Here is a 21,378-nt window from a genome sequence, read left to right on the forward strand (position 1 = left end):
GGCGCAGCACCTCGAGTTCACGGCTGGTCAGGCTCGCGCTCGGAGGCTTCACCGGCGCTGCGCCGGCGAACGCAGTCACCTCGTCGATGAACTCGTCCCAGGCCGGCTCATCGGCCAGCAGAATGTGGTTCTTCCCGTGCAGGCTGACGAGCCTGGCACCTGGGATGAGGCCCGCCAGCCGCCGTCCTTCCTCGAAGGGGACAGATCGATCCCCATCCGCGTGCAGGACGAGAGTGGGGGCGGTGACGGCACGGGCGGACGCGCTCACGTCAACATTCGCTCTCCCGATGCTGCTGGCCACAGCCGCCTCCGGCGTCATCGACCGACGTTCGAGGTCGTCGAACCAACGCATCTGCGTCTCGCTCGCGCCGGGAATGAATGACGAGGTGATGACGCGGCGATAGATCGGGTCAGCGCGCCCCCAACCCACTTTGATCATCTGGAGCTCGAGCTCCATCTCCTCAAGAATCGCCGCGCCGGGGTTTCTCGCCACTATGCCTCGACCGTATGCCCCCAACAAGATGAGATGAGTGACCCGTTCCGGGTGGCGCCGCGCGTACTCCACGGCCACAGCGCCGCCCTGCGACATGCCGAACAGAGCGAAGCTGGGGAGCCGCGCAGCGTCCACGACGGCCTCAAGGTCTGCCAGCAGCGCGGCCAGGCTGTAATCGACCGGATTGCGGTCGGAGAGTCCGTTGCCGCGGGCGTCGTAGCGGATGACGCTGAAGCGCTGGCCAAGAGCCAGCAGCCAGTGATTCCACACCGGACTGGACCAGTCGTATTCGAGGTGTGTCAGCCAGGTACCCGCACGCACAAGCGGTGGGCCCTCGCCGTGACGGGACCACGCAATGCTCGTGCCGTCGGCGGAGGTCGTGAACGATATCTCGTTCCTCATGGCCTGACTGTACGCCGCGCTCACTGACCTTGCGCGCTCCGCCGAAGCGCTCGATGAGGGGTCATTCGGCATAAGCCCCAGCGACAGGCTCGCTCCCTCCTCCGGCCTCTCCTCGACACCGGAGGAATCAGGCCCCTGCTCCACCTTCAAATGCGATGAGCCAGTATTTCCCTCAGAACAGCGGCCAAGGTACCGCCGGCATCTCACCGCTCGGAGCCGGAAACCGCCCGGTCAGGCGCAGCCGGTCGCAGCGCGCGGCGAGCGAGGTGATCTCCTCGGGGCTGAGCAAATCGGCCAGGTCTCGGCCCAGCTCGCCGCCGAGACCTTCGCTGACACGATCTATGCCGTCTTCTTCGTCGGCGGTCAGGGCGCCTCCCCGCCATCCCCACAGCACGGTGCGCAGCTTGTGGTCGCGGTGAAAGGTGAGCCCGTGGTCCACGCCATGCCGGTGTCCGTCGGTCAGGGAGAGGACGTGGTCGCCTTTGCGATCGGCGTTGTTGACGATGACGTCGAACACCGCCATGCGTCGCAGCGCCGGCGAGTCCTCGTGGACGAGGGCGATCGTCCGTCCGTCCTCATCGAGTCCCTCAAGGACCTGCTTCCATCCCGACTCCGGCACGTGGTCCGCCGCGATCAGGTCCACGGCGTTCTGGGTGGGGTCATGCTCCTGCCAGAGCTGCACCATTCCTTCGCCCAGCGGACCATTCCGCAGCCAGGTGCGGGGCACGACGCCCCAGCCGAGGGTCTGCGAGACCAGGTAGGCGGCCACCTCTCGGTGGGCCAGCGTTCCCTGGGGAAAATCCCATAGCGGACTTTCGCCGGCTATCGGCTTGTAGACGACTGACACGTCGCTGATGCTGCCCAGAAAAGTGGCGTTCGACGCCGTCGTGATACGGCCGGTGAGAGTGAGCTCGGCAGCCAACGGGTCCGGCGTCGACATCAGCCCTCGGGAAGGGTGCAGGTGTGCCCGTCAGCGTCCACGGGTTCACCGCAGAGCGGGCACAGAGGGCGTCCAGCACTCACGATCTCGCGGGTGCGCTCGGCGAAGGCGCGGGCGGTGCCGACAGGCATTCGCACGAGCAGCCTCTCGGGCTCGTCGGCCCCGTTGTCATGAAGCGATTCGGCGTTGCCAGCGGCCGCGGCATCGTCATCGTCGATGAGAGGCTCCGCCTCGATGATGATCTGGGCCGTGGTCGGGTCCCATGCCAAGCTCATGACCCCTGTGCGGAACTGCTCCTGGACGGCTTCGAGCGGATCATCGTCCTCAAGCTCCACGGGAGTGCCCGTGGGAATGCTGAAGGGGTTGCTCTCGATGGTGATGAGCTGGTCGAGGATCTCGTCGATCTTCTCCGCGAGCAGAGCCGCCTGCTGCTTCTCCAGGGCGATGCTCACGACTTCCTTCCCTGCGCGCACCTGCAGGTAGAAAGTACGCGCCCCCGGAAGTCCGATGGTGCCGATGACGATCCGGTCGGGCCAGGAGAACTCATGAGCACGCGTATGCATGTCAGTACTCTACGACCTCGAGCTTCACGGTGTCGTCTGGCCTGCACCGCCGCCGACCGGCGCATCGCCGGCGTCGACGCCGCTCGACAACCACGACAGATCGCCCGCATCGGTGTTGGTCGCGTAGACACTCGGCCGGCTCGTGCCATAGCGCACGATCGATACGGAAGCGGGGCCGACGTTGAGGCGCTGGAACAGGTCGAGGTGCATGCCGAGCGCGTCAGCGAGGATCGACTTGATGATGTCGCCGTGACTGACTGCCGCCCATACGGCCCCTGGCCCGTGCTCGGACTCGAACGTCGCATCGTGGCGTCGAATCGCTGCCACTGACCGAGCCTGCATCGCGGCCAGGGATTCACCGCCCGGAAAGACGGCGGCGGACGGTTGTGACTGGACCACCGGCCATAGATCCTCGGTCGCCAGATCACTGAGCATGCGGCCCTGCCATCGGCCGTAATCGCACTCGGTGAGCTCGTGGTCGACGGGCGCGTGCGGCGCGCCTGCCTGGCGATCCAGGATGAACTGGGCGGTCTGCTGACAACGCTCAAGAGGGCTCGACACCACCCCGACCAGGGGCACAGGCGCGAGCCGGTCTCCGGTCAGCGCCGCCTGGTCCCGCCCTCTCTGGTCCAGACTGATGCCGGCAGCTCGACCTGCCAGCACTCCAGCGGAATTGGCGGTGGAGCGGCCGTGCCGCACGAGAAGGACTGTGGCCATCCACCCAGCCTAACCACTCAGCCGCGCGCGTCCTGCGCCCATGTGTCTCATAGGAGTGAGCCTCTAGGGTCCTTCAAGACGCCGGGATGAGACTCTCGACCCCAGTCCCATGACGAGGATTCCTCATTCACGGACGCACCTCAGCCGGCATCTGTGACGTGCGAGTGCTCAACGTCCAGCCGTGATGGGAGTCGCGTGGCCCGCACCGGATGCCGCGGAGGCCTGCTTGCCCACGCCCCGATGGGGGATACTGCCAGGCAGAGGCCACTGCGACCGAGGCAATCGCCTGGGTGCTGTCACCGATGGGAGTCCGTGTTCGATGTCTGAGGTCCTGCCCAGCTGCCCGCAGTGCGATGCGGCGTACACCTACGAGTCCGGCCTGCTGCTGGCGTGCCCCATGTGCGGCCACGAATGGGCGGCCGGGACCGCGAAGGATGCTGAAGAGAGCGTGCTAGAAGATGCGCCGCCAGCGATCCGGGACGCCGTCGGCAACGTTCTCGTCGACGGGGACACCGTGACCATCTCCAAGGATCTCAAGGTGAAGGGCGGTGGTGGCGGCGCCATCAAAGTCGGCACCAAGGTGCGCGGGATCCGCCTCATAGAGCCGGTCGACGGGCACGACATCGATGCGACGGTCCCGGGCTTCGGTGCCATGAAGCTCAAGTCGAGCGTGGTCAAGAAGGTCCTCTGAGCCGACGCTCACCCCTGGTCGCGGAGCGCGCGCAGATCGTCGAGCACTCGCTGCGGTTCGTCGTCCAGAGGCATGTCGCGCACGTCCCCGGGGGCGTCGAGACCGTCGGACGGGTCGGCAGGGAGGGCTGCGAACAGGAGCTCCAGATCCTCCGTCGCAGGGCCCTGTTCGGCGACGAGCTCGAACGTCCTGCCGGTGGCCGCCGGCGAGCTGAGCGCGGCGACGAGGACCTGAGCGATCTGCTCGCGGGAGACAGCGCCGTCGCCCGGATCGCCGGCATGGTGGCGGTCGCCCTGGCGGAGCACGAGCCGGTGCTCGTCGGGCCCGTTCTCATCGAACCATCCTGGTCGCACGATCGTGTACGGCTGCCCACTGAAGCGGACGAGGCGCTCCGCGCGGCGCTTCCACTCCGCCGGGTGCAGGGTGTTGTACAGCCCGCTGCGTGCAGTGACGCCCACCGCCGACATCAGCACGATCCGCACGTCGCGTCCGGCCAGGAGCTGGAGCAGGTCACGCACCCCCGCGTAGCTGACCTCCTCGATGGCCTGCTCGGTGGTCTCCACCCCGTGGGTGAAGATCACTGCCTCGGCGCCGTCGACGGCTGCGCGCAACGACTCGGGGCGGGTCACGTCTCCGACCGCCAGCTCAGCGCCTGCGGGAACGATGTGCGAGGCACGCTCCGCATCGCGCACCAGGGCGCGGACCCGGTATCCGTGCGCGAGGGCTTCAGCGACGGTGAGGCGACCGATGCTGCCGGTCGAGCCGACGACGAGGACGGTGGGAGCGGTCGAGCTGGTCATGGAATTCCTTCTGGAGGAGAGGCGGAGGTGATGAGTCCAAGGCCCGGCAGCACCGGAGTATTCCGATTCGTCCGGTCTGTGAACATCAGGGACTGCCGCCGCGACGGAGACGCCGGACTCTCCGAGAGCGAGCAGGGCCGGGGGACAGATCGTGGAGACTGGGTCCTTCCCGCCGTTCGCACGACATCGGAGGCTGCATGAGCTTCATCAGGCTGACCGGAAGACTCCTCTGCGCGGATCGTCATGAGGCGGCTGTCGTCCACCGCTGTCTTCGCCAGCATGTCGACCTCACCCGTGCCGAAGCCGGTTGCCTCCGCTTCGAGGTCGAGCCGACGGACGACCCGCTCGTGTGGACAGTCTCGGAGCTGTTCGTGGATCAGGCGGCCTTCGATTCGCATCAGGCGCGCGTGCGGGCGAGCGAGTGGGGCAGGGCCACGTCAGGGATCGCGCGGGACTATGTCATCGAAGCGGTCACTGACGACCTGTGATGGTGTGGGGTTCGGCGGCACGTACCAGCGGGAGGGTCTCGCACGGCGCGACCGCCAGGTGCTCGACATGGTGGCCCTGGCAGCCCTTCCGCTCACTTCCGCCGTACCAGCGCCCTGGTGGTGACCAGCAGGCCGGCAGCGGTCCACACGGCCAGGATCAGGAGATCGCCCGCATCGGCGGCGAACGCGCTGGACGCGATCCCCGCCCGCATGAGATCTGCTGCGGGCTGGATGGGCAGCACGTGGTGCAGGGACTGGAACCATTCCGGCAGCTGGCTCTCCGGGAACGTGATCGGTGAGAACAGCAGGACGAAGAACACCAGGACCTGGGAGGCGAGCTGCGCCAGGGTTGCAGGTAGGGTGACCGCCAGGGCGTAGCCGACGGCAGTGGCCATCGTCGTCGTGAGCAGCGAGGCGAGGATGAGCAGCGGCCAGTCGAACGAGAAGGTCAGGTCGTATCGCAGCCACGCCACGACAAGCCCGATCGCCACCCCGGGCAGCGCGATGAGGGTCCACACGACGAGATCGACCACGAGCAGAAGCGGTCGGGACACCGGCAGCGCACGCTGGTAGTCCAGGGCACCCGAGGCCCGGGCACGCGACACTCCCTGCGGGACGATGACCAGCCCGATGATCAGCAGCAGGATCGTCGGCGCGCCGGAGGCGAGGAACAGTGCGCTCTCCGCGGTGATGTCCGGGATCAGGAACCCGAATCCGAGGATGATCCCGGCCGCCAGCACCGCCTGGATGACGACGATGAGCGGCAGCATCGCGCCGATCGACGCCACCGACCAGCGCAGCAGAGTGCGGAAGCTCGCCCAGAGGCTCACGTGGACAGGGCGGACAGGAAGCTTAGGGGAGAGCGTCGCCTCATGCATGAGCTGCCTCCTGAACCGTCGCGTCGGCGTCCGGGATGGATGCGGCAGCGGGATCGGGCTGTGAGGTGAGCGCCAGGTACGCGTCCTCGAGCGTCGTCGGTGCCATGGAGAACCCTTCGATCCTGTGTGCGGCGTGCTGGGCGGACGCCCAGGCGACCGCGGTGGCGGCGTCCGCGGCGGGCAGCGTGATCAGCGTGCGGCGCCCGGTCCGGACCCGGCGCAGCGCCGGCAGTCCTGGATCGTGCTCGGACGGATCCGGTGCGTCGGGTGGGATCTGCAGCTCCAGGCGCAGATCGGTGTCCTGCGTCCCGCGTATATGCGCGGGTGACCCGGCGGCGATGAGCCGGCCCCGGTCGAGGATGGCGAGCTCGTCCACGATCCGTTCGGCCTCGACGACGTTGTGCGTAATGAGCAGGACCCCGCTGCCCTGGTCTCCTCGACGGCGCACCGCATCCCACAGCAGTCGGCGCCGGGAGGCATCGATGTCGTTGGTGGGCTCGTCCAGGATGAGCAGCGGGACCGGGGCGGCCACCGCCATGGCGAAACCGGTGAGCCGCCGGATCCCGCCGGACAGGCCGCCGCCCTCGGGCAGCGCCCGTCGGTCCAGCCACGTTCCGATGTCCAGCTCCTCGGCCAGATCGGTGGCGGCCCGGCGCGCATCGCGTGCCGAGAGCCCACGGAGACGGCCGGCGATCTCGATCGCAGAACGGGGGGTGAGCCCGTCGATCGGGGCCTGTGCCTGGGGCTGCAGGGCGACGTGCCGCCGCGCTTCAGCAGGATGCTGGCACAGCTTCCCGACCCCCTCTCTCGCCGAGATCGGCAGCGGCAGACTCGCGAAGCGCTGATCTTCGCGGCGCGCCAGGTGTTCTCCGAGGACGGCTACCACTCGGCGAGCCTGGATCGGATCGCGCGCGAGGCCGGCTTCTCGAAAGGGGCTGTGTACTCGAACTTCGATGGCAAGCCGGCGCTCTTCCTGGCCGTCATGGACCGCAACCTCGAGCTCGCGGAGGTCGACCTGAAGGATCCGTTCGAGACGCCGACCGACCCGGCCTCCACCGGCAGGGGGGCGGGGGAGCGGGAAGGTGTGCCCTCGGAGGCGACGCAGGGCTTCGCGCTCGCGACGCTGGAATTCATCGCCAGCGCGGCCCGCGACGAGGAGCTCGCCCCGCAGCTGCACGAACGCTTGGGGGCGGTGCTCGACCGCTACGGCGAGATCGCCCAGAGGGCCCGGGCCGAGGGTGAGACGCTTCCCGCCGCTGAGGTGGGCCGACTGCTGGCGGCGCTCGATCAGGGTACCGGTCTCCTCCTCCTGGCCGGAGGTTTCCTCCCCGATCGTGCGGCGTTCAACGACGGCATGCGCAGGCTGCTCGACCCGGTGCGCGCGGCCGCGATGCGATCCGACGGCTGAGGCGCGTTCGCGACGGCGCGAGAGGACAGTGCCGTCATCCCATCGTGGCCGTCATCCCGTCGTGAGGGTGAGCAGGTGTTCCCGCGCGAGCGCTGAGGCTGTCCGGCCGTCGCGGTCGGCGATCGCGTCGAGGATGCGCAGGTGCGCCTGCTGATCGGCATCGCTTCCGAACTCGCCACGCAGGCGCAGCAGATCGATCATGGCTCGGCGGCTGCGCGGAGTGAAACTATCGAACAGGTCGACGAGGATCGGGTTGTGCGATGCCACCACGACGGCTCGGTGGAAGGCGATGTCCGCGTCGACGTGCGCTTCGATGTCGGTTCGCTGAGCGTCACGCGTGGCTGCTGCATGCCGGATCGCGCGCAGTTCAGCGGCGGTCCACCGCTCGGCCGCGAGCGCGACAGCTTCGACTTCGATTGCGATGCGCGCTTCGATCACCGAATCGATGTCGACTTTTCGCAGTACTGCGCTCCAGTCTTCGACGATGTCGAGTGCAGCAACGAACACCCCAGCTCCTTGCCGGGTGGAGAGCACGCCTTGGCCCGCGAGGCGGCGGATGGCCTCACGCACGGTCGAGCGGCCCACGCCCAGCTGCGGGCCGAGCGTGTTCTCCCCGGGCAGTTTCGAGCCGAGTGGCCACTCGCCGGCGCGGATGCGGTCCAGGAGCAGATCTGCTGCCTGTTCGGCGAGCGGGGTGCGAATCACCTGCGCCATGAAGCCTCCACTTCGCTACTTGTCTGAGAAGTTGTGTACAGTCTAGCCCGTGTCCCAGCACCTCCGCCCGCTCCGCCTTCCGCTCCGCCTTCTCCGCCTCCTCAGGAAACTCCGGATGGTGTCCGTCGGGAGCCGCGAGTCGCAGGGCCACCTCTTTGAGGGGGAGCACGCCGATGACTGACCGGGAGATCCTTCGGCTAGAGAGCGTCGGCTTCGTGCGCGAATCCCGGCAGATCCTCTCCGACATCACCATGACCGTCCGTGCGGGGGAGCGATGGGCACTGATCGGCCCGAACGGAGCCGGCAAGAGCACCGTCCTCAGCATGTGCGGCGCGGTCGCGCATCCCACTCGTGGCACCGTCCACGTGCTCGGTCGCAAGCTCGGCCGCGTCGACATTCGCGAACTTCGCGAGTCCATCGGACATGTCAATCCGCGGCACTCACCGGGCTCGCCGCTCACTCTCCGTCAGGTCATTCTCACCGGCGCGACAGGCACGACCGAGCTCATGTCGCGCTGGGTCCCTGACGCACTCATCCAAGCTCGCGCCGATGAGCTGATCGAGATGCTCGGACTTGCCGGGCTCGAGGCGGCGGCCTGGCCGACGATGTCGCAGGGCGAGCGAGGTCGCGCTCTCATTGCGCGTGCCCTGTTGCCCGATCCCCCGCTCCTGCTCCTGGACGAGCCCTCCACGGGACTCGACGTCGCAGCGCGTGAACAGTTCCTCGCCACCATCGACGCGCTGCACCGGGCACGACCAGACCTGGCCACCATCTTGGTGACGCATCATCTCGAAGAGCTGCCTGCGACGACGACGCACGCCATCTTGATCAAGGCTGGCCGGGTGCACGCTGCAGGAGCTGCCCATGAAGTGCTGACGACCGAGATGGTGAGCGGGTGCTTCGACCACCCGATCGAGATCGAGCACCGCTCTGGCCGTTGGCAGGCGCGAGCCGCGACGAGGCGCTGAGCGGTGCGGAGCGGCCGTCGGCCGTCGGCTGTCGGCCGTGGGTCGCGGCTCGCGGGCTCCGATGCGTGATGCAGGCACATCGAGCTCATTGAACCTCGAACGGCGCACTATGAGGCGATGTTGGCCCGCGGCGTGAGGTCGGGAGCGAGCGCCTCGCGCTCGTCGAAGACGAAGCAGTCCCCGTCGTAGTGGTCGTGGCCGACCTGCTCGAAGTAGCCGAGGATGCCGCCATCGAGCTGAAGCGCGTTGATGCCGTCTTCGCGCAGGTAGATCGCGGCCTTCTCGCAGCGGATCCCACCGGTGCAGAAGCTCACGACGGTCTTGCCCTCGAGCGCCTCGCGATTCGTCGACGCAGCGTCGGGGAAGTGCGTGAACCGCTCGATGCGCCAATCGACGGCACCCTCGAACGTGCCGTAATCGACCTCGAACGCATTGCGGGTGTCGAGCATGACGACGTCGCGGCCATCGTCATCGTGGCCCTGATCGAGCCAGCGCTTGAGGGTGCGCGGCGCCACGGCGGGTGCGCGTTCCTCGATGGGGCGGATTGTCGGGTGATCCATGCGGATGATCTCGCGCTTGAGCTTGACCAGCATCTTGCGGAACGGCTGGGCGTCCGACCAGCTCTCCTTCGCGGTCAGAGCGGCGAAGCGGGGGTCCTCGCGCAGCTCATCGACGAACCCACGCACCGCGTCGGCATCTCCCGCGAGAAATACATTGATGCCCTCCTCAGCCAGAAGGATGGTGCCCTTCAAGCCCGCCGCGTCCGCTCGCGCGCGCAGCACGGGACGCAGCTGCTCACGATCGGTGATCTGAGTGAACAGGTAGGCGGAGATGTTGAGGACGGTCTTCACAGGTCGAGCCTACAGAGGACTGCGCGGGAGAGGTGCTCAGCTGTGATGCGTGCAGGGGCTCGTCGAGGACGAGCCGCAACCCACCTTGGCCCACTCTTGTGCCGCGATCAGCCTGCGCGATTCCAGATCGGGCTGAGCGATGGGACGCCCGTCAGGCGGAGAAGCACCTCCGCGAGATCCAGATGGCGATCGAGCGCGTCGACGCGGATCCAGGCCGAGGGCGCGCCAGGAGCGAGATCCGCGAAGGCTACGTCAGCTATGCGATCGGCAGTCATGCGGTCTTCTTCGTTCTTCGTGCCGACCACCTGGACATCGTCCGCATCCTGAATCAGCGGATGGACCCTTCCCGGCACCTCTGAGCCGAGGGCTGGGGCACGCACTGAGGTTGGCTCTTCTCACTGCACTGATGAGATGGTGGGACGAAGAGCGCAGGCCAGGCCCACCCGCACCCCATAAGGAGCCTTCAGCTATGAGTTTTTCTGTGTATCTCTCCGGCGAGATCCATTCCGAGTGGCGTGAGGAGATCCGGCGCGGTGCCGAGGCCGCCGGGCTGGACGTGGTCTTCACCGCGCCGGTGACCGACCACCCCGCGAGCGACGCCGCCGGCGACCATCTGGGTGAGAACGACAGCCCGTTCTGGCGTGATCACCAGTCCGCCAAGGTCAACGCCATTCGTACCCGCACCCTGATCGCGCAGGCCGATCTGGTGGTGGTGCGCTTCGGGGACAAGTACAAGCAGTGGAACGCCGCCTTCGATGCCGGCTACTGCGCCGCGCTGGGCACGCCCTACGTGACCCTCCACGAGGCAGATATCATCCACCCGCTCAAAGAGGTCGACGCCGGAGCACAGGCCTGGTGCACGACCACCGACCAGGTTGTGGAAACCCTGCGGTACGTGCTGAAGGCGTGAGCCGGCGGACTCATCGTGGGCGCTGTCACGCTGTCGGCAGAGCACTCAGCCCACAGAACTCGGGAGTTCAGCCGGTATGACACCTTCGCGACGTCGACGTGCAGGCAAAGCAAAGCCGTCCCTCCGCACGGCGCGGTACGGGACTTTCGAGAGTGCGCTGGGAAGGCCGGTCAACAGCGTCGAGGTGCAGTCGGTGCTCGACGTGCTCGGCCCGCACGAGGTGCGACAGCTCAAGGCCTCAGCAGCGAGCTACGACCCGGAGGACGCGCGGACCGTGGCGTGGGACTTCCCGACCGTGCCACCCGCGACGCGATGGGGTGCCACGAACCTCGGTATCCGTGACGGCACGGTCGTGTGGCTCACGGTGGCCAGGGAGCTCGTCAATGGCCAGACCAGCGGACAGCCCGTCTCGTTCCGACTCCCCGATGACACCGAGGAGCTCTTCAGGCCACAGGGAGCTGAGTGGAACTGGGCCCCCGCGATCGTGCGGCGGAGGGGCGCCCTCCTTCTTGACCTCGACGTGCCGCAAGGCCACTGGGACGGCAGCTATCGGTTCCCGCTCACGGCACTGCAGGCGGAGCGCATGCAGGCGGATCCGCTTCTGTATCGCGAGGTGTGGGAAGGACTCGTCCGTGTCTGTCAGAGCGCTCGCCACTTCGATGACCCGGCCACGCTGCCCGACACTGCTCAGTCGCTCATCAACGCGCGCTGCGGGCCGGGATGAACACGGTCTTTGTCGCTCATGCAGTCTGGAGGGGCCTCGCGGGCACTCTGAGCGGAGAGTTCGCGCTGTTCAGCCGGTGAGGGGCAGCTCCGGAAACGAAGCCGGGATGGTTCCGGATCACCGCTCGAGAACGCGCTCGAGCGGGATGCGGCCGTCCTGCCAGGGGAGCAGGGCCCAGGCCACCAGGTAGGCGCCGAGTCCGAGCACGGGCAGCAGGAAGGACGCCAGGAGCAGCAGACGCACCAGCCAGACGTCGATTCCGAACTTCTCGGCGAGACCACCGCCGATGCCCGCGACGAGGCGGCGAGGCCCACGTCGGAAGCCGATTCTGCGGAAGGTGTTGAAGAAGGCACTCATGGCTTCCACGGTACGGAGCACCAGCAGTTCCCGCAGTGGGGGCAACCCCCGGAAAAATGGAAGGTTCCCTGACCCGACGTTCCGCCTCGCTTTACGATGTGCGCCATGACCTGGATCGCTCACCGAGATGACCCGGTGCCCGACGATGTGGCCCGCCTGCTCGTCACCGTGCCCGAATGGTTCGGCCGTCCCGAGTCGAACGCCGAGTACGTCGAGGCCGCCCGTACCAAAGAGACCTGGACCGTCCGCGACGCCTCGGATGTTGTCGTCGGCGTCACTCTGGTGGATCGTCACTTCCCGTCGGCCGCCGAGGTGCACCTGATCGTCGTGGAGCGCGCCGCGCACGGGGCTGGCATCGGTACGGCGATGCTCTCCGCCCTCGAGGCCGATGCCCGTGCCCGGGGCGTGCGGCTGCTGGAGGTGAAGACCCTCGGTGCATCGCATCCTGACCCTGCCTATGCACGCACCCGGCACTTCTACGAGAAGCAGGGCTTCCTGCCGCTGGAGGAGACCGAGCTGTGGGGCGAAGGCACTCCCTGCCTGATCATGGTGAAACCGCTGCCCACCGGTCGGATTCACGAGGGAGCGGAGCGACGTTGAGGCGTGCCCCTGAACCAGATGACACGCGGATCTGGAGCGCGAGGGCACGTCGATCGCGGTCACCGACCTCGGTGGCGAAGGGCCGACGCACTGACGCGATGGTTGCGGTGAGATCGCCCAGCTGGCCCCGCAGTGACCACGCACCCCGGGACCGCGCGGGTGACGATACTCGCGTGCCGTCTCAGCCCAGCGGCATCTGATCCTCGCCGAACTCGACGCCCTCCGACTCGAGCCGCTCGCGCGCGGCATGGTGGACGACCCCGCGACGCCTCGGGTCGGGCTCGAGGAGCCCGATCACCGTCTCGCGAGAGGTATTGGGGTGCTGCGCCACGACGACCCGGGTGCTCCAGAACTTGTCATGCGCGAATCGGGCGAGCAGTGCCGCGCTCGCGTGCCGATTCGCCGCCGCGTCATTGCGGATCGCCTGGTTGGTGTCGCTGAGGAACGGTGCGAGCTCCTCATCGGTGGTCGCGCTGGCGGCGAGCGCGTACCGCCGCTGCTCGTCCGCCACCTCCTCCGGCGTCTTCTTCTTCCGTGCCATCGGTCGTCCCCGTCTCGCGTCGGTCCGTCGGATGCACACCGTAACCCTTCGCACCGACGGGCGGACGAGACCGACTGCCGGAGACTGCCATCTGCGCGATAGCCTGGGGCGATGCGCTATGACTCCCTCGGCTCCAGCGGTCTCGTCGTCTCGGCACTCGGTATCGGATGCAACGCCTTCGGGCGCCGGATCGACCAGGACGCGGCCACCGCCGTCGTCCGGGCCGCACTCGATGAGGGCGTGACCTTCTTCGACACCGCCGACACGTACGGCATCGGCGAGTCCGAGACGATGCTCGGGAAGGCGCTCGGGGCTCGGCGCGAAGAGGTCGTGATCGCGACCAAGTTCGGCATGGACATGGGGGAGACCTATCCCGGAGCGCGGGCGAACCGAGCCAGCCGCGGCTACATCCTCCGCGCGGTCGAGGGATCCCTGCGCCGCCTCGGCACCGACCACATCGACCTCTTCCAGCTCCACTCCCCGGACCGCATCACACCCATGGAGGAGACGCTCGACGCCCTCGGCGACCTGGTCCGCTCCGGCAAGGTGCGCTACCTCGGCTGCTCGAACCTCGCGGCCTGGGAGGTCGCCGACGCCGCGCACCTCGCCTCTGCGGTGGGGGCGCCCGCGTTCATCACCGCCCAGAACGAGTACTCCCTGTACAACCGCAGCGCCGAGGCCGAACTGGTCCCCGCTCTCGAGCACTTCGGGATGAGCCTGCTGCCCTACTTCCCGCTCGCCTACGGGCTGCTCACCGGCAAGTACTCGCAGACGGGCGGCGCCCCCGAGGGCAGCCGTCTCGCCACCGAGACGGCCCGCTTCGACAACGCCCGCTGGGACGTGGTCGAGGGCTTCCGGACGCTCTCCGAGGAGTCCGGTCGCAGCATGCTCGAGATCGCGCTCGGAGGCCTGCGTGCCCAGTCCGCGGTGGACACCGTCATCGCCGGTGCGACCCGCCCCGAGCAGGTCGCTGCGAACGCACGCGCCGTGGAGTGGGAGCCGACGGCGGAGGAGCTCGACGCGATCGACACCGTCGTGGCCCCGGGTTCGGGCCCCGGCCACTCGACCTTCGCCGCGTCCCGCCGCTGAGCGGGGCGCGACTGCTTTCTCAGACTATGCTCGGGTGGTCGATCGTCAGCAGCGAGTCAGGGCGGATCTACCTCCAGCGCGTCATCGCCGGGGACGCCACTTCCCTCGGGTCCGGGGAGGTCACCGGCAGGTTCGAGACGATCAGCCACTGCGGGGATCTGGTGGTCGCCTCCACCGACCGTGCCGACCCTCGGGCGCGCCTCGGAGGGAGTGCGCGAGGCGGCTATGGTGAGCCGAGCTTCATCCGGCAGTGGGACCGCCCTGCCCGGGGCATCGAACGCCCTGATCGTCGGGACCAGAAGGACACCCGCCATGCGCATTGACGGCCTGTTCTCCCTGAGATCTGGCGAGGTCCTCCTCCCCGACGGGCAGCCTGCGACTCTCGAGGTGACCGAGCTCGGCACCCTCCGCGTGCCCTCGGGTCGGCTCGCCGTGTGTGATGCCTTGTGGCTCCAGTTCCCGAATGTGGTGCCCATCCCGCCTGGCGACCACCCCGTCGCGGTGACGATCGCCCGGGTCCCCGAGCACTACGAGTACCGCGGTTGTCGCGAGGTCTCGCTCAGCCTGATCCTCTCCGAGGAGCCGACCGTCTCCGTGCACCCGGCCGTCTTCGAGCGGGACAGCCTTGACCTGGACGAGCAGCCCATCGGCGGCATCGCTGGGGTGAGAGGCCTGTACGGCGTCGGGACGTCACGGTTCGCGACGGTGGCGATGGCGGACGCGGAGGCGAGTGCCCATAGCGTGCCGTCGGAGGCCGATCGCTGGCTGGAGGAGGTGCTCAGACCCGAGGGGGGGCGAGGGCTGGTACAGCCGGATGGACATCGAGGTCGACGGCCCGCTCGGCACGCTCCTCGCCGCCCTCCCGGGCGCGAGCGACGGCGAGAACATCGCGATGCTGATCGCGCGCGCCCACCGTCTCTTCCCCGTGCTCGAGACCCGTGACGCGCAGGGACGGGCCACCGGGATTCATATCGACCTGCTCGTGCTCGGAGAGCTGAGTGAGAGGCTCGGCGCCTTCGACAGGGCGAACGAGTACGCGGCCGAGCTCGTCGCCGAGGACGAGGCGGAGGCCCGGCGCCTCGAGGTACTGGCGGAGCCAGCGACCGGCCGTGGGCTCGGGGCGGCGCTGCGGAGGATCTTCGGTCGCTGAACGGCCACGGGGGAGGGGCGGTCTCAGAAGCGGCACGAGCGCTGCGGGCTGGACGCGCATCCGGACGCCTGGACCGGTACACCGCCCTCCCTCCTTACGATGGCCACATGTACACCCACGAGTACGACGCGCAGCTCAGCTGGACGGGAAGCACCGGTGAGGGGATCCGCTCCTACTCCCGCGAACATCATGTGAGCGTGGCCCCCGGGGTCGACATGACTCTCAGTGCCGACCCGGCCTTCCGCGGGGACCCGGCGCTGGCGAACCCTGAGCAGCTGCTCGTGGTCGCGGCGAGCTCCTGCCAGATGTTGTCCTTCCTCGGCGCTTCCGCCCGCGCGGGCGTCGACATCGTCTCCTACGAGGATGCCGCTTCCGGGGTGATGCCCGAAGACTCCGAGCCGATGTCGATCACCGAGATGGTGCTGCGCCCGCGGATCCGCGCCCGCGGCACGGACGCGGCGACGCTGCAGGACCTGGTCGAGCAGGCGCACGAGCGCTGCTTCATCGCGAACTCCCTGCGCAGCACGATCACCATCGAGCCGGAGTTCGAGATCATCGCCTGAGGTGTGCCGTTCGCGGAAAGCGTGGCCGATAGGCTCTCGGCTCCGCGCCCAGCATGCGCGGCGTACCCCTCGAGGAGCACCCTTGGAGCGACTGCCCACCGGGGCGAAGCCCGCCCGCCCGTCGGCCCCGCAGCCGTCATGCTGCGAGGCGGCATGAGCGGGTCCTCGGGCGGCGCGCGGATCCCGGCGAGGGATCTCTGGGTCCGGCTCCGCGCCGACGGCAGAGTCCTCCTCGAGCTCGTCGGGCGACGGGATGTTCGGCTGTGCTCCGCGGTGAGCATCGCTGAGGGGGCGGAGGAGATCGCGGAGATCCTCGTGTCCTGGGCGTGCGATGCGGGCGGGCCGGGCGGCACCTGGAGCCCCGAGCTGCTGCAGGCAGACGCGGAGGCCTTCTCCCGCCCCTCTCACCGGGCGCTGTTCATCTCCGATCAGCGCAACCAGGAGTGGAACCGCGCCAGGCTGCTGCCGGCGAAGGATGAGCACGGCTTCGCGGAGTTCTTCGGAGCTGTGCGTCCCACCGATCGTGCAGGCTGCGAGGAGTTCTGCAGAAAGTTGGCCGACGCGGTGCGCACTCGGTGCCGGAGCGGACTGTCACTGGCGGAGCAGCGACTCGCTGGCGGTGCATACCGCCCGGTGCTCGAGTCCTACGTCGATCAGCTGCGAGGACTGGCATCGGACCAGCAGGGCTATCACCGGGTCCCGAAAGAGCTGCAGATGCTCGTACGTGACGAGGGGTATCTCTTCCTCGCGGAGGACGTTCGAGTCCGCCGCCTCATGGCTGAGTTCTATGAGGTGCTCGAGGTCATGTACCAGCAGACTCAGGACCTCGATCGCGCGGGAATCGTCGGGCTGCGCGATCTGCCTCCGAGGCGCAGAAATGCATGAAGGAGCCGATGCCATGAGCCGAGCTCCCGCTACTGGACGCACTCCGGCGACCGAGCTCCGGGTGAGGCTCCGCGCAGACGGCAGGGTGCTCCTGGAACTGTTCGATGCACCCGGCCGCCTGCTGTGCTCCGCCGAAGGGCTCGCCGCAGAGGTCGAGAAGATCGCTGAGATCCTGACCTTCTGGGCGTGGGACCCAGGCCGGTCCGACGGCGCCTGGAGCCCGGAGCTGCAGCAGGCGGACGGAGTCGAGTTCCGCCGCCCCTACGGTGAGGGGCTCCTCATCGCCCATCGGCACCGGGCATGGCGCAACGGCGCCGATCTCCTGGAGTCGAAGGCCGACGTGCTGCAGTTCAGGGAGATCTTCGGAGCCGTGGGTCCTGCCGACACAGAGGCTTGCAGGATCTTCTGCGCGAGGCTCGCGAACGAGATCTCCCGACGATGCCGAAGCGCTCGGATCATGGCCGTGCAGCGGCTCGCCGGGAGCAAATATCTCAAGGTGCTCGATGCCTACGTCGAGCAGCTGCGGGCACTGGCATCTGACCAGCGTGGATATCGCCGGGTCCCCGAATCGCTGAAGCAGATCATCGAGAACGAGGAATATCTCCTCATCTCCACAGAGGCCCGCGCCAGGGAGCTCATGGAGGAGTTCTACGAGGTGCTCCATGTCCTGTATGGGCAGTGCCAGGACCTCGAGCGAGGGGGAGTGGTCGGTCTGCGCGACCTCCCGAAGAGACGCCGGCCGGGCTGTTGCACGCCTCCCTGCTGAGCTGGTGGGGGTACGAGCACGGTGGGAACTACTCCATCCTCTCCTCGATCGATCCCGAGGACCCGGACGGGACGGCAATGGTCGGTCAGCGTGGGATGAGCCGCATCGGTCGGGAGCAGTCGGCGAGACGCGGCCTCCTCGCCCGGGCCGCACAGCGGAGGGACACGTGGCTGGCGACGGAGCCAGCCTCGGGCAGGCTGTCGCGGCGACGGCCACGCCGCGGAGACAACGATTTGGTCAAGGTGACTGCGACCTCGGGGAATGCTGGGGCGGACCAGATACTCTCGGCGCTATGACGCAGACCACACCGGAGTCGGAGGGCGTCGCTGCCGCCGCCGCGACCTCGAAGCGCCCGCTCGTCGAACTGGCGGGCGTCAACAAGCACTTCGGCTCCTTCCAGGCCCTCACTGACATCACCCTGACCATCCCCGAAGGGCAGGTGGCGATCGTGATCGGCCCGTCGGGATCGGGCAAGTCCACTCTGTGCCGGACCATCAACCGGCTCGAGACCATCGACGAGGGTGGCCGCATCAGCATCGACGGCAAGGTGCTGCCCGAGGAGGGCAAGGCGCTCGCCACGCTGCGCGCCGAGGTCGGGATGGTGTTCCAGTCCTTCAACCTCTTCGCCCACAAGTCGATCCTGGAGAACGTCACGGTCGGCCCGATTAAGGTCAAGGGCATCAAGAAGGCTGAGGCGACCAAGGAGGCCATGGCGCTGCTGGAGCGCGTCGGGGTGTCCGCGCAGGCCAAGAAGATGCCGGCCGAGCTGTCCGGCGGTCAGCAGCAGCGGGTGGCCATCGCCCGGGCCCTGGCGATGAAGCCGAAGGTCATGCTGTTCGACGAGCCCACCTCCGCGCTGGACCCGGAGATGGTGCAGGAGGTCCTGGACGTCATGGTCCAGCTCGCCCGCGAGGGAATGACCATGGTCGTGGTCACCCACGAGATGGGCTTCGCCCGGAAGGCCGGGGACCGCGTCATCTTCATGGACGAAGGGCGGATCCTCGAGGACACCGATCCGGAGACCTTCTTCACCGACCCGCAGCACGACCGCGCCAAGAATTTCCTCGGAAAGATCCTGGCGCACTGAACACCCCGCGTGAATCGTCTTTTGCACCGCACCATCACTCCCCACCCAACTGGAGGAACCATGCGCAAGAAGCTCGCATCAGCAGCGGCGATCGCCGCCGCAGCCGTACTGGTCATGTCCGCCTGCGCCCCCTCGCAGTCCGGCGACGAGGGCGGTGGTGGCGGTGGCGGTGAGAGCGGCGGCGAGAGCCTCCGCATCGGTATCAAGTTCGATCAGCCGGGTCTCGGCTTCCGCGAGGGGGACGGCGACCCCACCGGCTTCGACGTCGAGGTCGCGAAGTATGTGGCCGGAGAGCTCGGCTACGGCGCGGACCAGATCGAATGGGTCCAGACCCCTTCGGCCAACCGGGAGAACGCCCTCGAGGGCGGCGAGGTCGACATGATCCTCGCGTCCTACTCCATCACCGACGAGCGTGACGAGCGCGTCGACTTCGCCGGCCCCTACTTCGTGGCCGGCCAGGATCTCCTGGTCCGCGCCGACGACACCGAGATCACCGGACCCGACGTCCTGGACGGCAAGAACCTCTGCTCGGTCACCGGCTCGACCTCCGCTCAGAAGATCAAGGACGACTTCTCCCAGGGCGTGGAGCTGGTCGAGCAGGGTGGCTACGCCGAGTGCGTCACCTACCTCGAATCCGGGCAGGTGGACGCCGTGACCACGGACGACATCATCCTCGCCGGACTCGCTGCCACCCCGGAGAACACCGGCAAGTTCAAGGTCGTGGGCAACACCTTCTCGGTGGAGCGTTACGGCGTCGGCATCCCCACCGGCTCCGACAAGTGCGAGGACATCAACGCCGCCATCACGAAGATGAAGGAAGACGGGGCCTGGCAGGAAGCGCTGGACACCGCCACCGAGGGCACCGGGTACACCCCCGACGAGGAGCTGAACAGCGGACCCGAGTCCGAGCTCGAGTCCTGCGACGACTGAGCGGCCCCGCTGCACTTCGCAGCCTCGCCGCACTTCGCGGCCCCGCCGCACCTCGTGACGGCGGCAGGACGGGCATCTTGCCCGACCTGCCGCCGTCCGCCCCGGCACCGGACGGTCCCCGCCCTCGGCCATGGGCCACCCAGACAGGAAGCACATGAACGGATTCCTCGAACTCTTCGCCGAGTACGACGTGCTCGGCGCCTTCTGGATGAATATCAAGCTGACGGCGATTGCCGCCGTCGGCTCATTCCTCCTGGGCACAGTCCTGGCTCTGTTCCGGATCTCGCCGGTGGCTTCCTTCCGCGCCGTCGGCACCGCGTACATCAACATCGTCCGCAACACCCCGCTGACGATCATCATGGTGCTCGGTGTGCTCGCGGTCTGGGGCCAGCTGAAGGTCGAGTTCTTCTCGAGCTTCGACCTGAACTTCTTCACCTACGCCGTGATCGCCCTGACGATCTATCACGCCGCGTTCGTCTGTGAGGCGATCCGCTCGGGCGTGAACACGGTGCCGCTCGGCCAGGTGGAGGCCGCGCGGGCCATCGGCCTCACCTTCCTGCCAGCGGCCCGGATCGTGGTGCTCCCGCAGGCGCTGCGCGGCGCGATCACGCCCCTGGGCAACACCCTGATCGCCCTGACCAAAAACACCACCGTCGCCGCTGCCGCCTCTGTGGCCGAGGCTTCGGGCCTGATGAGCACGATGATCGAGTTCAACCCCAACCTCATGGTCTACATCTTCCTCACCATCGCGATCGGCTTCTGCTTGATCGTCATCCCCATGGGCATCCTCACGACCTGGCTCTCCGACAAGCTGGCGGTGGCCCGATGAGCGCGCAGGCGGGCATCCTCTTCGACGCGCCCGGCCCGCGGGCCAAGCGCAATGTTCTGCTGACGAACCTGATCGCTCTCGCGGTGATCCTGGCGATCGGGGCGCTGGTGCTGCTGCAGCTGGATCGGCAGGGGCAGCTGGCGCCGCATCAGTGGGCGAACGCGCTGAACGGCAACGCGTGGACGAACTACTACCTCCCTGGTCTGCAGTTCACCCTGCAGTCCTCGGGCATCGCCGTGATCACCGCGACCGTCTTCGGTCTGGTGTTCGGCTTCCTGCGGCTGGCCCCGTTCGCGATCATCCGCGTCGCTTCGAGCGTGGTCGTGGAGTTCCTCCGCGCGGTGCCGGTGCTGGTGATGATGTTCTTCCTGTACTTCTTCCTCTCCCGGCGGATCGCGCCGACGGGGCTCTTCGCCTCGGAGGACTCCGCCTACTTCGCGGTGATCATCGGGCTGACCCTCTACAACGGGGCGGTCATCGCCGAGCTCATCCGCTCCGGAGTGCATTCGTTGCCGAAGGGGCAGCGGGAGGCAGCCGCCGCCGTCGGCATGACGCGCAACCAGTCGCTGCGGATCATCGAGGTGCCGCAGGCCCTCACCGCCATGCTCCCATCGCTGCTCAGTCAGTTCGTGGTGATCCTGAAGGACTCCGCGCTCGGCTTCCTGATCGGCTTCTACGAACTGCTGCAGTACTCCCGCCAGCTGGGCTCGGGCTACTCCAACATCTTCCAGACCCTCGTGGTCGCGGCGCTGATCTTCATCGTGATCAACTACCTGCTCACCAAGGTCGCGACCTGGCTGGCGGGGATGCTGTCCTCCCGTACCGGCGGCTCCACGGCCCCGACCACGTCCACCACGATGGTCTCCACCATGGGGCAGGACGTGAAGTGACGTGAGCGCCATGGTCTGCACCATGGGGCAAGACGCGACATGAGAGACCGCGGGACGGCGCCGAGCGTGCCGCAGATCCTGTGATCTCCCGCGCACCGTGCTCGACGAGAGGCCCGGCCATTTTTCTCCGTCCGGGGAGTCTCC

General features: G+C 67.9%; 29 protein-coding genes. 18 read left to right on the forward strand and 11 right to left on the reverse strand.

The genetic code is table 11. The features are described 5' to 3' along the window. From ACT3SQ_RS14410 to ACT3SQ_RS14425, 4 genes are all read right to left on the reverse strand, one after another. The coding region (locus ACT3SQ_RS14410) for an alpha/beta fold hydrolase (RefSeq protein WP_444502735.1) at positions 1-895 on the reverse strand (895 nt) is incomplete at its 3' end. Positions 896-1,067: 172 nt separating this feature from the next. Continuing rightward, the gene (locus ACT3SQ_RS14415; protein ID WP_442332519.1) at positions 1,068-1,835 is read right to left on the reverse strand and encodes an SCO1664 family protein; all 768 of its coding nucleotides are present in this window, start codon (positions 1,833-1,835) and stop codon (positions 1,068-1,070) included. Continuing rightward, positions 1,835-2,398, reverse strand: a complete 564-nt coding sequence (locus tag ACT3SQ_RS14420; protein WP_442332518.1) for a DUF3090 domain-containing protein — start codon at positions 2,396-2,398, stop codon at positions 1,835-1,837. Before ACT3SQ_RS14420 ends, ACT3SQ_RS14415 begins: the two co-directional genes overlap by 1 nt. Positions 2,399-2,422: 24 nt before the next feature. Beyond that, positions 2,423-3,115: a histidine phosphatase family protein gene (locus ACT3SQ_RS14425; RefSeq protein WP_442332517.1), complete on the reverse strand. Its 693-nt coding sequence runs from the start codon at positions 3,113-3,115 to the stop codon at positions 2,423-2,425. 319 nt (positions 3,116-3,434) lie between these two features. Between ACT3SQ_RS14425 and ACT3SQ_RS14430 the strand changes: the two genes are divergently transcribed. Then, positions 3,435-3,806, forward strand: coding sequence for a zinc ribbon domain-containing protein YjdM (locus ACT3SQ_RS14430; RefSeq protein WP_444502734.1), 372 nt, complete (start codon positions 3,435-3,437; stop codon positions 3,804-3,806). An 8-nt stretch (positions 3,807-3,814) separates the two neighbouring features. Here the strand turns inward: ACT3SQ_RS14430 and ACT3SQ_RS14435 are convergent, their stop codons facing one another. Beyond that, positions 3,815-4,606 (reverse strand): SDR family oxidoreductase, encoded by a 792-nt coding sequence (locus tag ACT3SQ_RS14435; protein ID WP_444601261.1) that lies wholly within the window; start codon positions 4,604-4,606, stop codon positions 3,815-3,817. A 197-nt stretch (positions 4,607-4,803) separates the two neighbouring features. Here ACT3SQ_RS14435 and ACT3SQ_RS14440 point away from each other — a divergent pair, with 197 nt between their 5' ends. Further along, positions 4,804-5,094, forward strand: coding sequence for a putative quinol monooxygenase (locus ACT3SQ_RS14440; protein WP_442332514.1), 291 nt, complete (start codon positions 4,804-4,806; stop codon positions 5,092-5,094). A gap of 92 nt (positions 5,095-5,186) precedes the next feature. On the opposite strand, the gene ACT3SQ_RS14445 is transcribed toward ACT3SQ_RS14440, so the two are convergent. Both ACT3SQ_RS14445 and ACT3SQ_RS14450 read right to left on the reverse strand, forming a co-directional pair. Then, the gene (locus tag ACT3SQ_RS14445) at positions 5,187-5,972 is read right to left on the reverse strand and encodes an ABC transporter permease (RefSeq protein ID WP_444599722.1); all 786 of its coding nucleotides are present in this window, start codon (positions 5,970-5,972) and stop codon (positions 5,187-5,189) included. Then, a complete protein-coding gene (locus tag ACT3SQ_RS14450) occupies positions 5,965-6,858 on the reverse strand; it encodes an ATP-binding cassette domain-containing protein (protein WP_444601262.1) in 894 nt (297 codons plus the stop codon). Before ACT3SQ_RS14450 ends, ACT3SQ_RS14445 begins: the two co-directional genes overlap by 8 nt. Between ACT3SQ_RS14450 and ACT3SQ_RS14455 the strand changes: the two genes are divergently transcribed. Then, the gene (locus tag ACT3SQ_RS14455) at positions 6,835-7,380 is read left to right on the forward strand and encodes a TetR/AcrR family transcriptional regulator (RefSeq protein ID WP_444601263.1); all 546 of its coding nucleotides are present in this window, start codon (positions 6,835-6,837) and stop codon (positions 7,378-7,380) included. The two genes, ACT3SQ_RS14450 and ACT3SQ_RS14455, sit on opposite strands and share 24 nt — an antisense overlap. A gap of 51 nt (positions 7,381-7,431) precedes the next feature. On the opposite strand, the gene ACT3SQ_RS14460 is transcribed toward ACT3SQ_RS14455, so the two are convergent. Further along, positions 7,432-8,094: a FadR/GntR family transcriptional regulator gene (locus ACT3SQ_RS14460; protein ID WP_444601264.1), complete on the reverse strand. Its 663-nt coding sequence runs from the start codon at positions 8,092-8,094 to the stop codon at positions 7,432-7,434. Positions 8,095-8,267: 173 nt separating this feature from the next. Between ACT3SQ_RS14460 and ACT3SQ_RS14465 the strand changes: the two genes are divergently transcribed. Further along, positions 8,268-9,062, forward strand: a complete 795-nt coding sequence (locus ACT3SQ_RS14465; protein WP_444601265.1) for an ABC transporter ATP-binding protein — start codon at positions 8,268-8,270, stop codon at positions 9,060-9,062. A gap of 107 nt (positions 9,063-9,169) precedes the next feature. On the opposite strand, the gene ACT3SQ_RS14470 is transcribed toward ACT3SQ_RS14465, so the two are convergent. Continuing rightward, positions 9,170-9,913, reverse strand: coding sequence for a sulfurtransferase (locus ACT3SQ_RS14470; RefSeq protein ID WP_444601266.1), 744 nt, complete (start codon positions 9,911-9,913; stop codon positions 9,170-9,172). Between the two features lie 98 nt (positions 9,914-10,011). On the opposite strand from ACT3SQ_RS14470, the gene ACT3SQ_RS14475 reads away from it, so the two are divergent. From ACT3SQ_RS14475 to ACT3SQ_RS14485, 3 genes are all read left to right on the forward strand, one after another. Further along, positions 10,012-10,272: a type II toxin-antitoxin system RelE/ParE family toxin gene (locus ACT3SQ_RS14475; RefSeq protein WP_444592493.1), complete on the forward strand. Its 261-nt coding sequence runs from the start codon at positions 10,012-10,014 to the stop codon at positions 10,270-10,272. Between the two features lie 110 nt (positions 10,273-10,382). Next, positions 10,383-10,823, forward strand: a complete 441-nt coding sequence (locus ACT3SQ_RS14480; RefSeq protein WP_442332506.1) for a YtoQ family protein — start codon at positions 10,383-10,385, stop codon at positions 10,821-10,823. A 193-nt stretch (positions 10,824-11,016) separates the two neighbouring features. Beyond that, positions 11,017-11,547 (forward strand): hypothetical protein, encoded by a 531-nt coding sequence (locus ACT3SQ_RS14485; protein WP_444601267.1) that lies wholly within the window; start codon positions 11,017-11,019, stop codon positions 11,545-11,547. Between the two features lie 117 nt (positions 11,548-11,664). On the opposite strand, the gene ACT3SQ_RS14490 is transcribed toward ACT3SQ_RS14485, so the two are convergent. Beyond that, positions 11,665-11,904 (reverse strand): PspC domain-containing protein, encoded by a 240-nt coding sequence (locus ACT3SQ_RS14490; protein WP_442332504.1) that lies wholly within the window; start codon positions 11,902-11,904, stop codon positions 11,665-11,667. Between the two features lie 105 nt (positions 11,905-12,009). Here ACT3SQ_RS14490 and ACT3SQ_RS14495 point away from each other — a divergent pair, with 105 nt between their 5' ends. Further along, positions 12,010-12,504, forward strand: a complete 495-nt coding sequence (locus ACT3SQ_RS14495; protein ID WP_441445675.1) for a GNAT family N-acetyltransferase — start codon at positions 12,010-12,012, stop codon at positions 12,502-12,504. Between the two features lie 181 nt (positions 12,505-12,685). Here ACT3SQ_RS14495 and ACT3SQ_RS14500 read toward each other — a convergent pair whose 3' ends face one another. After that, on the reverse strand, positions 12,686-13,045 hold the full coding sequence (locus tag ACT3SQ_RS14500; protein WP_441445676.1) for a hypothetical protein: 360 nt from the start codon (positions 13,043-13,045) through the stop codon (positions 12,686-12,688). A gap of 111 nt (positions 13,046-13,156) precedes the next feature. Between ACT3SQ_RS14500 and ACT3SQ_RS14505 the strand changes: the two genes are divergently transcribed. The 10 genes from ACT3SQ_RS14505 (at position 13,157) to ACT3SQ_RS14550 (ending at position 21,234) form a co-directional block, all read left to right on the forward strand. After that, positions 13,157-14,134, forward strand: coding sequence for an aldo/keto reductase (locus ACT3SQ_RS14505; protein WP_444592494.1), 978 nt, complete (start codon positions 13,157-13,159; stop codon positions 14,132-14,134). Positions 14,135-14,160: 26 nt separating this feature from the next. Continuing rightward, entirely contained in the window at positions 14,161-14,457 is a 297-nt protein-coding gene (locus tag ACT3SQ_RS14510; protein ID WP_444592495.1) for a hypothetical protein, read from the forward strand. Positions 14,458-14,948: 491 nt separating this feature from the next. Next, positions 14,949-15,284, forward strand: a complete 336-nt coding sequence (locus ACT3SQ_RS14515) for a hypothetical protein (RefSeq protein WP_444592496.1) — start codon at positions 14,949-14,951, stop codon at positions 15,282-15,284. Between the two features lie 107 nt (positions 15,285-15,391). Continuing rightward, positions 15,392-15,847, forward strand: coding sequence for an OsmC family protein (locus tag ACT3SQ_RS14520; RefSeq protein ID WP_444592497.1), 456 nt, complete (start codon positions 15,392-15,394; stop codon positions 15,845-15,847). Between the two features lie 153 nt (positions 15,848-16,000). Further along, complete coding sequence (locus ACT3SQ_RS14525; RefSeq protein ID WP_444592498.1) at positions 16,001-16,732, forward strand: hypothetical protein; 732 nt, start codon at positions 16,001-16,003, stop codon at positions 16,730-16,732. A gap of 13 nt (positions 16,733-16,745) precedes the next feature. After that, a complete protein-coding gene (locus tag ACT3SQ_RS14530) occupies positions 16,746-17,498 on the forward strand; it encodes a hypothetical protein (RefSeq protein ID WP_444592499.1) in 753 nt (250 codons plus the stop codon). A gap of 292 nt (positions 17,499-17,790) precedes the next feature. Further along, on the forward strand, positions 17,791-18,585 hold the full coding sequence (locus ACT3SQ_RS14535; protein ID WP_444601268.1) for an amino acid ABC transporter ATP-binding protein: 795 nt from the start codon (positions 17,791-17,793) through the stop codon (positions 18,583-18,585). A gap of 60 nt (positions 18,586-18,645) precedes the next feature. Next, positions 18,646-19,515, forward strand: coding sequence for a glutamate ABC transporter substrate-binding protein (locus ACT3SQ_RS14540; protein WP_441445686.1), 870 nt, complete (start codon positions 18,646-18,648; stop codon positions 19,513-19,515). 154 nt (positions 19,516-19,669) lie between these two features. After that, the gene (locus ACT3SQ_RS14545) at positions 19,670-20,344 is read left to right on the forward strand and encodes an amino acid ABC transporter permease (RefSeq protein ID WP_441445687.1); all 675 of its coding nucleotides are present in this window, start codon (positions 19,670-19,672) and stop codon (positions 20,342-20,344) included. Next, positions 20,341-21,234 (forward strand): amino acid ABC transporter permease, encoded by an 894-nt coding sequence (locus ACT3SQ_RS14550; RefSeq protein WP_441445688.1) that lies wholly within the window; start codon positions 20,341-20,343, stop codon positions 21,232-21,234. Before ACT3SQ_RS14545 ends, ACT3SQ_RS14550 begins: the two co-directional genes overlap by 4 nt. The last annotated feature ends 144 nt before the right edge of the window (positions 21,235-21,378 follow it).

Origin of the sequence: Brachybacterium sp. AOP42-C2-15 (assembly GCF_052377065.1) — a bacterium.
Lineage (GTDB): Bacteria > Actinomycetota > Actinomycetes > Actinomycetales > Dermabacteraceae > Brachybacterium.

Excerpts from the sequence above, each read along its gene's own strand:
- ACT3SQ_RS14415 (WP_442332519.1), bottom strand. The coding sequence starts at position 1,835 with ATGTCGACGCCGGACCCGTTGGCTGCCGAGCTCACTCTCACCGGCCGT.
- ACT3SQ_RS14420 (WP_442332518.1), bottom strand. The coding sequence starts at position 2,398 with ATGCATACGCGTGCTCATGAGTTCTCCTGGCCCGACCGGATCGTCATC.
- ACT3SQ_RS14425 (WP_442332517.1), bottom strand. The coding sequence starts at position 3,115 with ATGGCCACAGTCCTTCTCGTGCGGCACGGCCGCTCCACCGCCAATTCC.
- ACT3SQ_RS14430 (WP_444502734.1), top strand. The coding sequence starts at position 3,435 with ATGTCTGAGGTCCTGCCCAGCTGCCCGCAGTGCGATGCGGCGTACACC.
- ACT3SQ_RS14435 (WP_444601261.1), bottom strand. The coding sequence starts at position 4,606 with ATGACCAGCTCGACCGCTCCCACCGTCCTCGTCGTCGGCTCGACCGGC.
- ACT3SQ_RS14440 (WP_442332514.1), top strand. The coding sequence starts at position 4,804 with ATGAGCTTCATCAGGCTGACCGGAAGACTCCTCTGCGCGGATCGTCAT.
- ACT3SQ_RS14445 (WP_444599722.1), bottom strand. The coding sequence starts at position 5,972 with ATGCATGAGGCGACGCTCTCCCCTAAGCTTCCTGTCCGCCCTGTCCAC.
- ACT3SQ_RS14460 (WP_444601264.1), bottom strand. The coding sequence starts at position 8,094 with ATGGCGCAGGTGATTCGCACCCCGCTCGCCGAACAGGCAGCAGATCTG.
- ACT3SQ_RS14465 (WP_444601265.1), top strand. The coding sequence starts at position 8,268 with ATGACTGACCGGGAGATCCTTCGGCTAGAGAGCGTCGGCTTCGTGCGC.
- ACT3SQ_RS14480 (WP_442332506.1), top strand. The coding sequence starts at position 10,383 with ATGAGTTTTTCTGTGTATCTCTCCGGCGAGATCCATTCCGAGTGGCGT.
- ACT3SQ_RS14490 (WP_442332504.1), bottom strand. The coding sequence starts at position 11,904 with ATGAGTGCCTTCTTCAACACCTTCCGCAGAATCGGCTTCCGACGTGGG.
- ACT3SQ_RS14495 (WP_441445675.1), top strand. The coding sequence starts at position 12,010 with ATGACCTGGATCGCTCACCGAGATGACCCGGTGCCCGACGATGTGGCC.
- ACT3SQ_RS14500 (WP_441445676.1), bottom strand. The coding sequence starts at position 13,045 with ATGGCACGGAAGAAGAAGACGCCGGAGGAGGTGGCGGACGAGCAGCGG.
- ACT3SQ_RS14505 (WP_444592494.1), top strand. The coding sequence starts at position 13,157 with ATGCGCTATGACTCCCTCGGCTCCAGCGGTCTCGTCGTCTCGGCACTC.
- ACT3SQ_RS14510 (WP_444592495.1), top strand. The coding sequence starts at position 14,161 with ATGCTCGGGTGGTCGATCGTCAGCAGCGAGTCAGGGCGGATCTACCTC.
- ACT3SQ_RS14515 (WP_444592496.1), top strand. The coding sequence starts at position 14,949 with ATGGACATCGAGGTCGACGGCCCGCTCGGCACGCTCCTCGCCGCCCTC.
- ACT3SQ_RS14520 (WP_444592497.1), top strand. The coding sequence starts at position 15,392 with ATGTACACCCACGAGTACGACGCGCAGCTCAGCTGGACGGGAAGCACC.
- ACT3SQ_RS14525 (WP_444592498.1), top strand. The coding sequence starts at position 16,001 with ATGAGCGGGTCCTCGGGCGGCGCGCGGATCCCGGCGAGGGATCTCTGG.
- ACT3SQ_RS14530 (WP_444592499.1), top strand. The coding sequence starts at position 16,746 with ATGAGCCGAGCTCCCGCTACTGGACGCACTCCGGCGACCGAGCTCCGG.
- ACT3SQ_RS14535 (WP_444601268.1), top strand. The coding sequence starts at position 17,791 with ATGACGCAGACCACACCGGAGTCGGAGGGCGTCGCTGCCGCCGCCGCG.
- ACT3SQ_RS14540 (WP_441445686.1), top strand. The coding sequence starts at position 18,646 with ATGCGCAAGAAGCTCGCATCAGCAGCGGCGATCGCCGCCGCAGCCGTA.
- ACT3SQ_RS14545 (WP_441445687.1), top strand. The coding sequence starts at position 19,670 with ATGAACGGATTCCTCGAACTCTTCGCCGAGTACGACGTGCTCGGCGCC.
- ACT3SQ_RS14550 (WP_441445688.1), top strand. The coding sequence starts at position 20,341 with ATGAGCGCGCAGGCGGGCATCCTCTTCGACGCGCCCGGCCCGCGGGCC.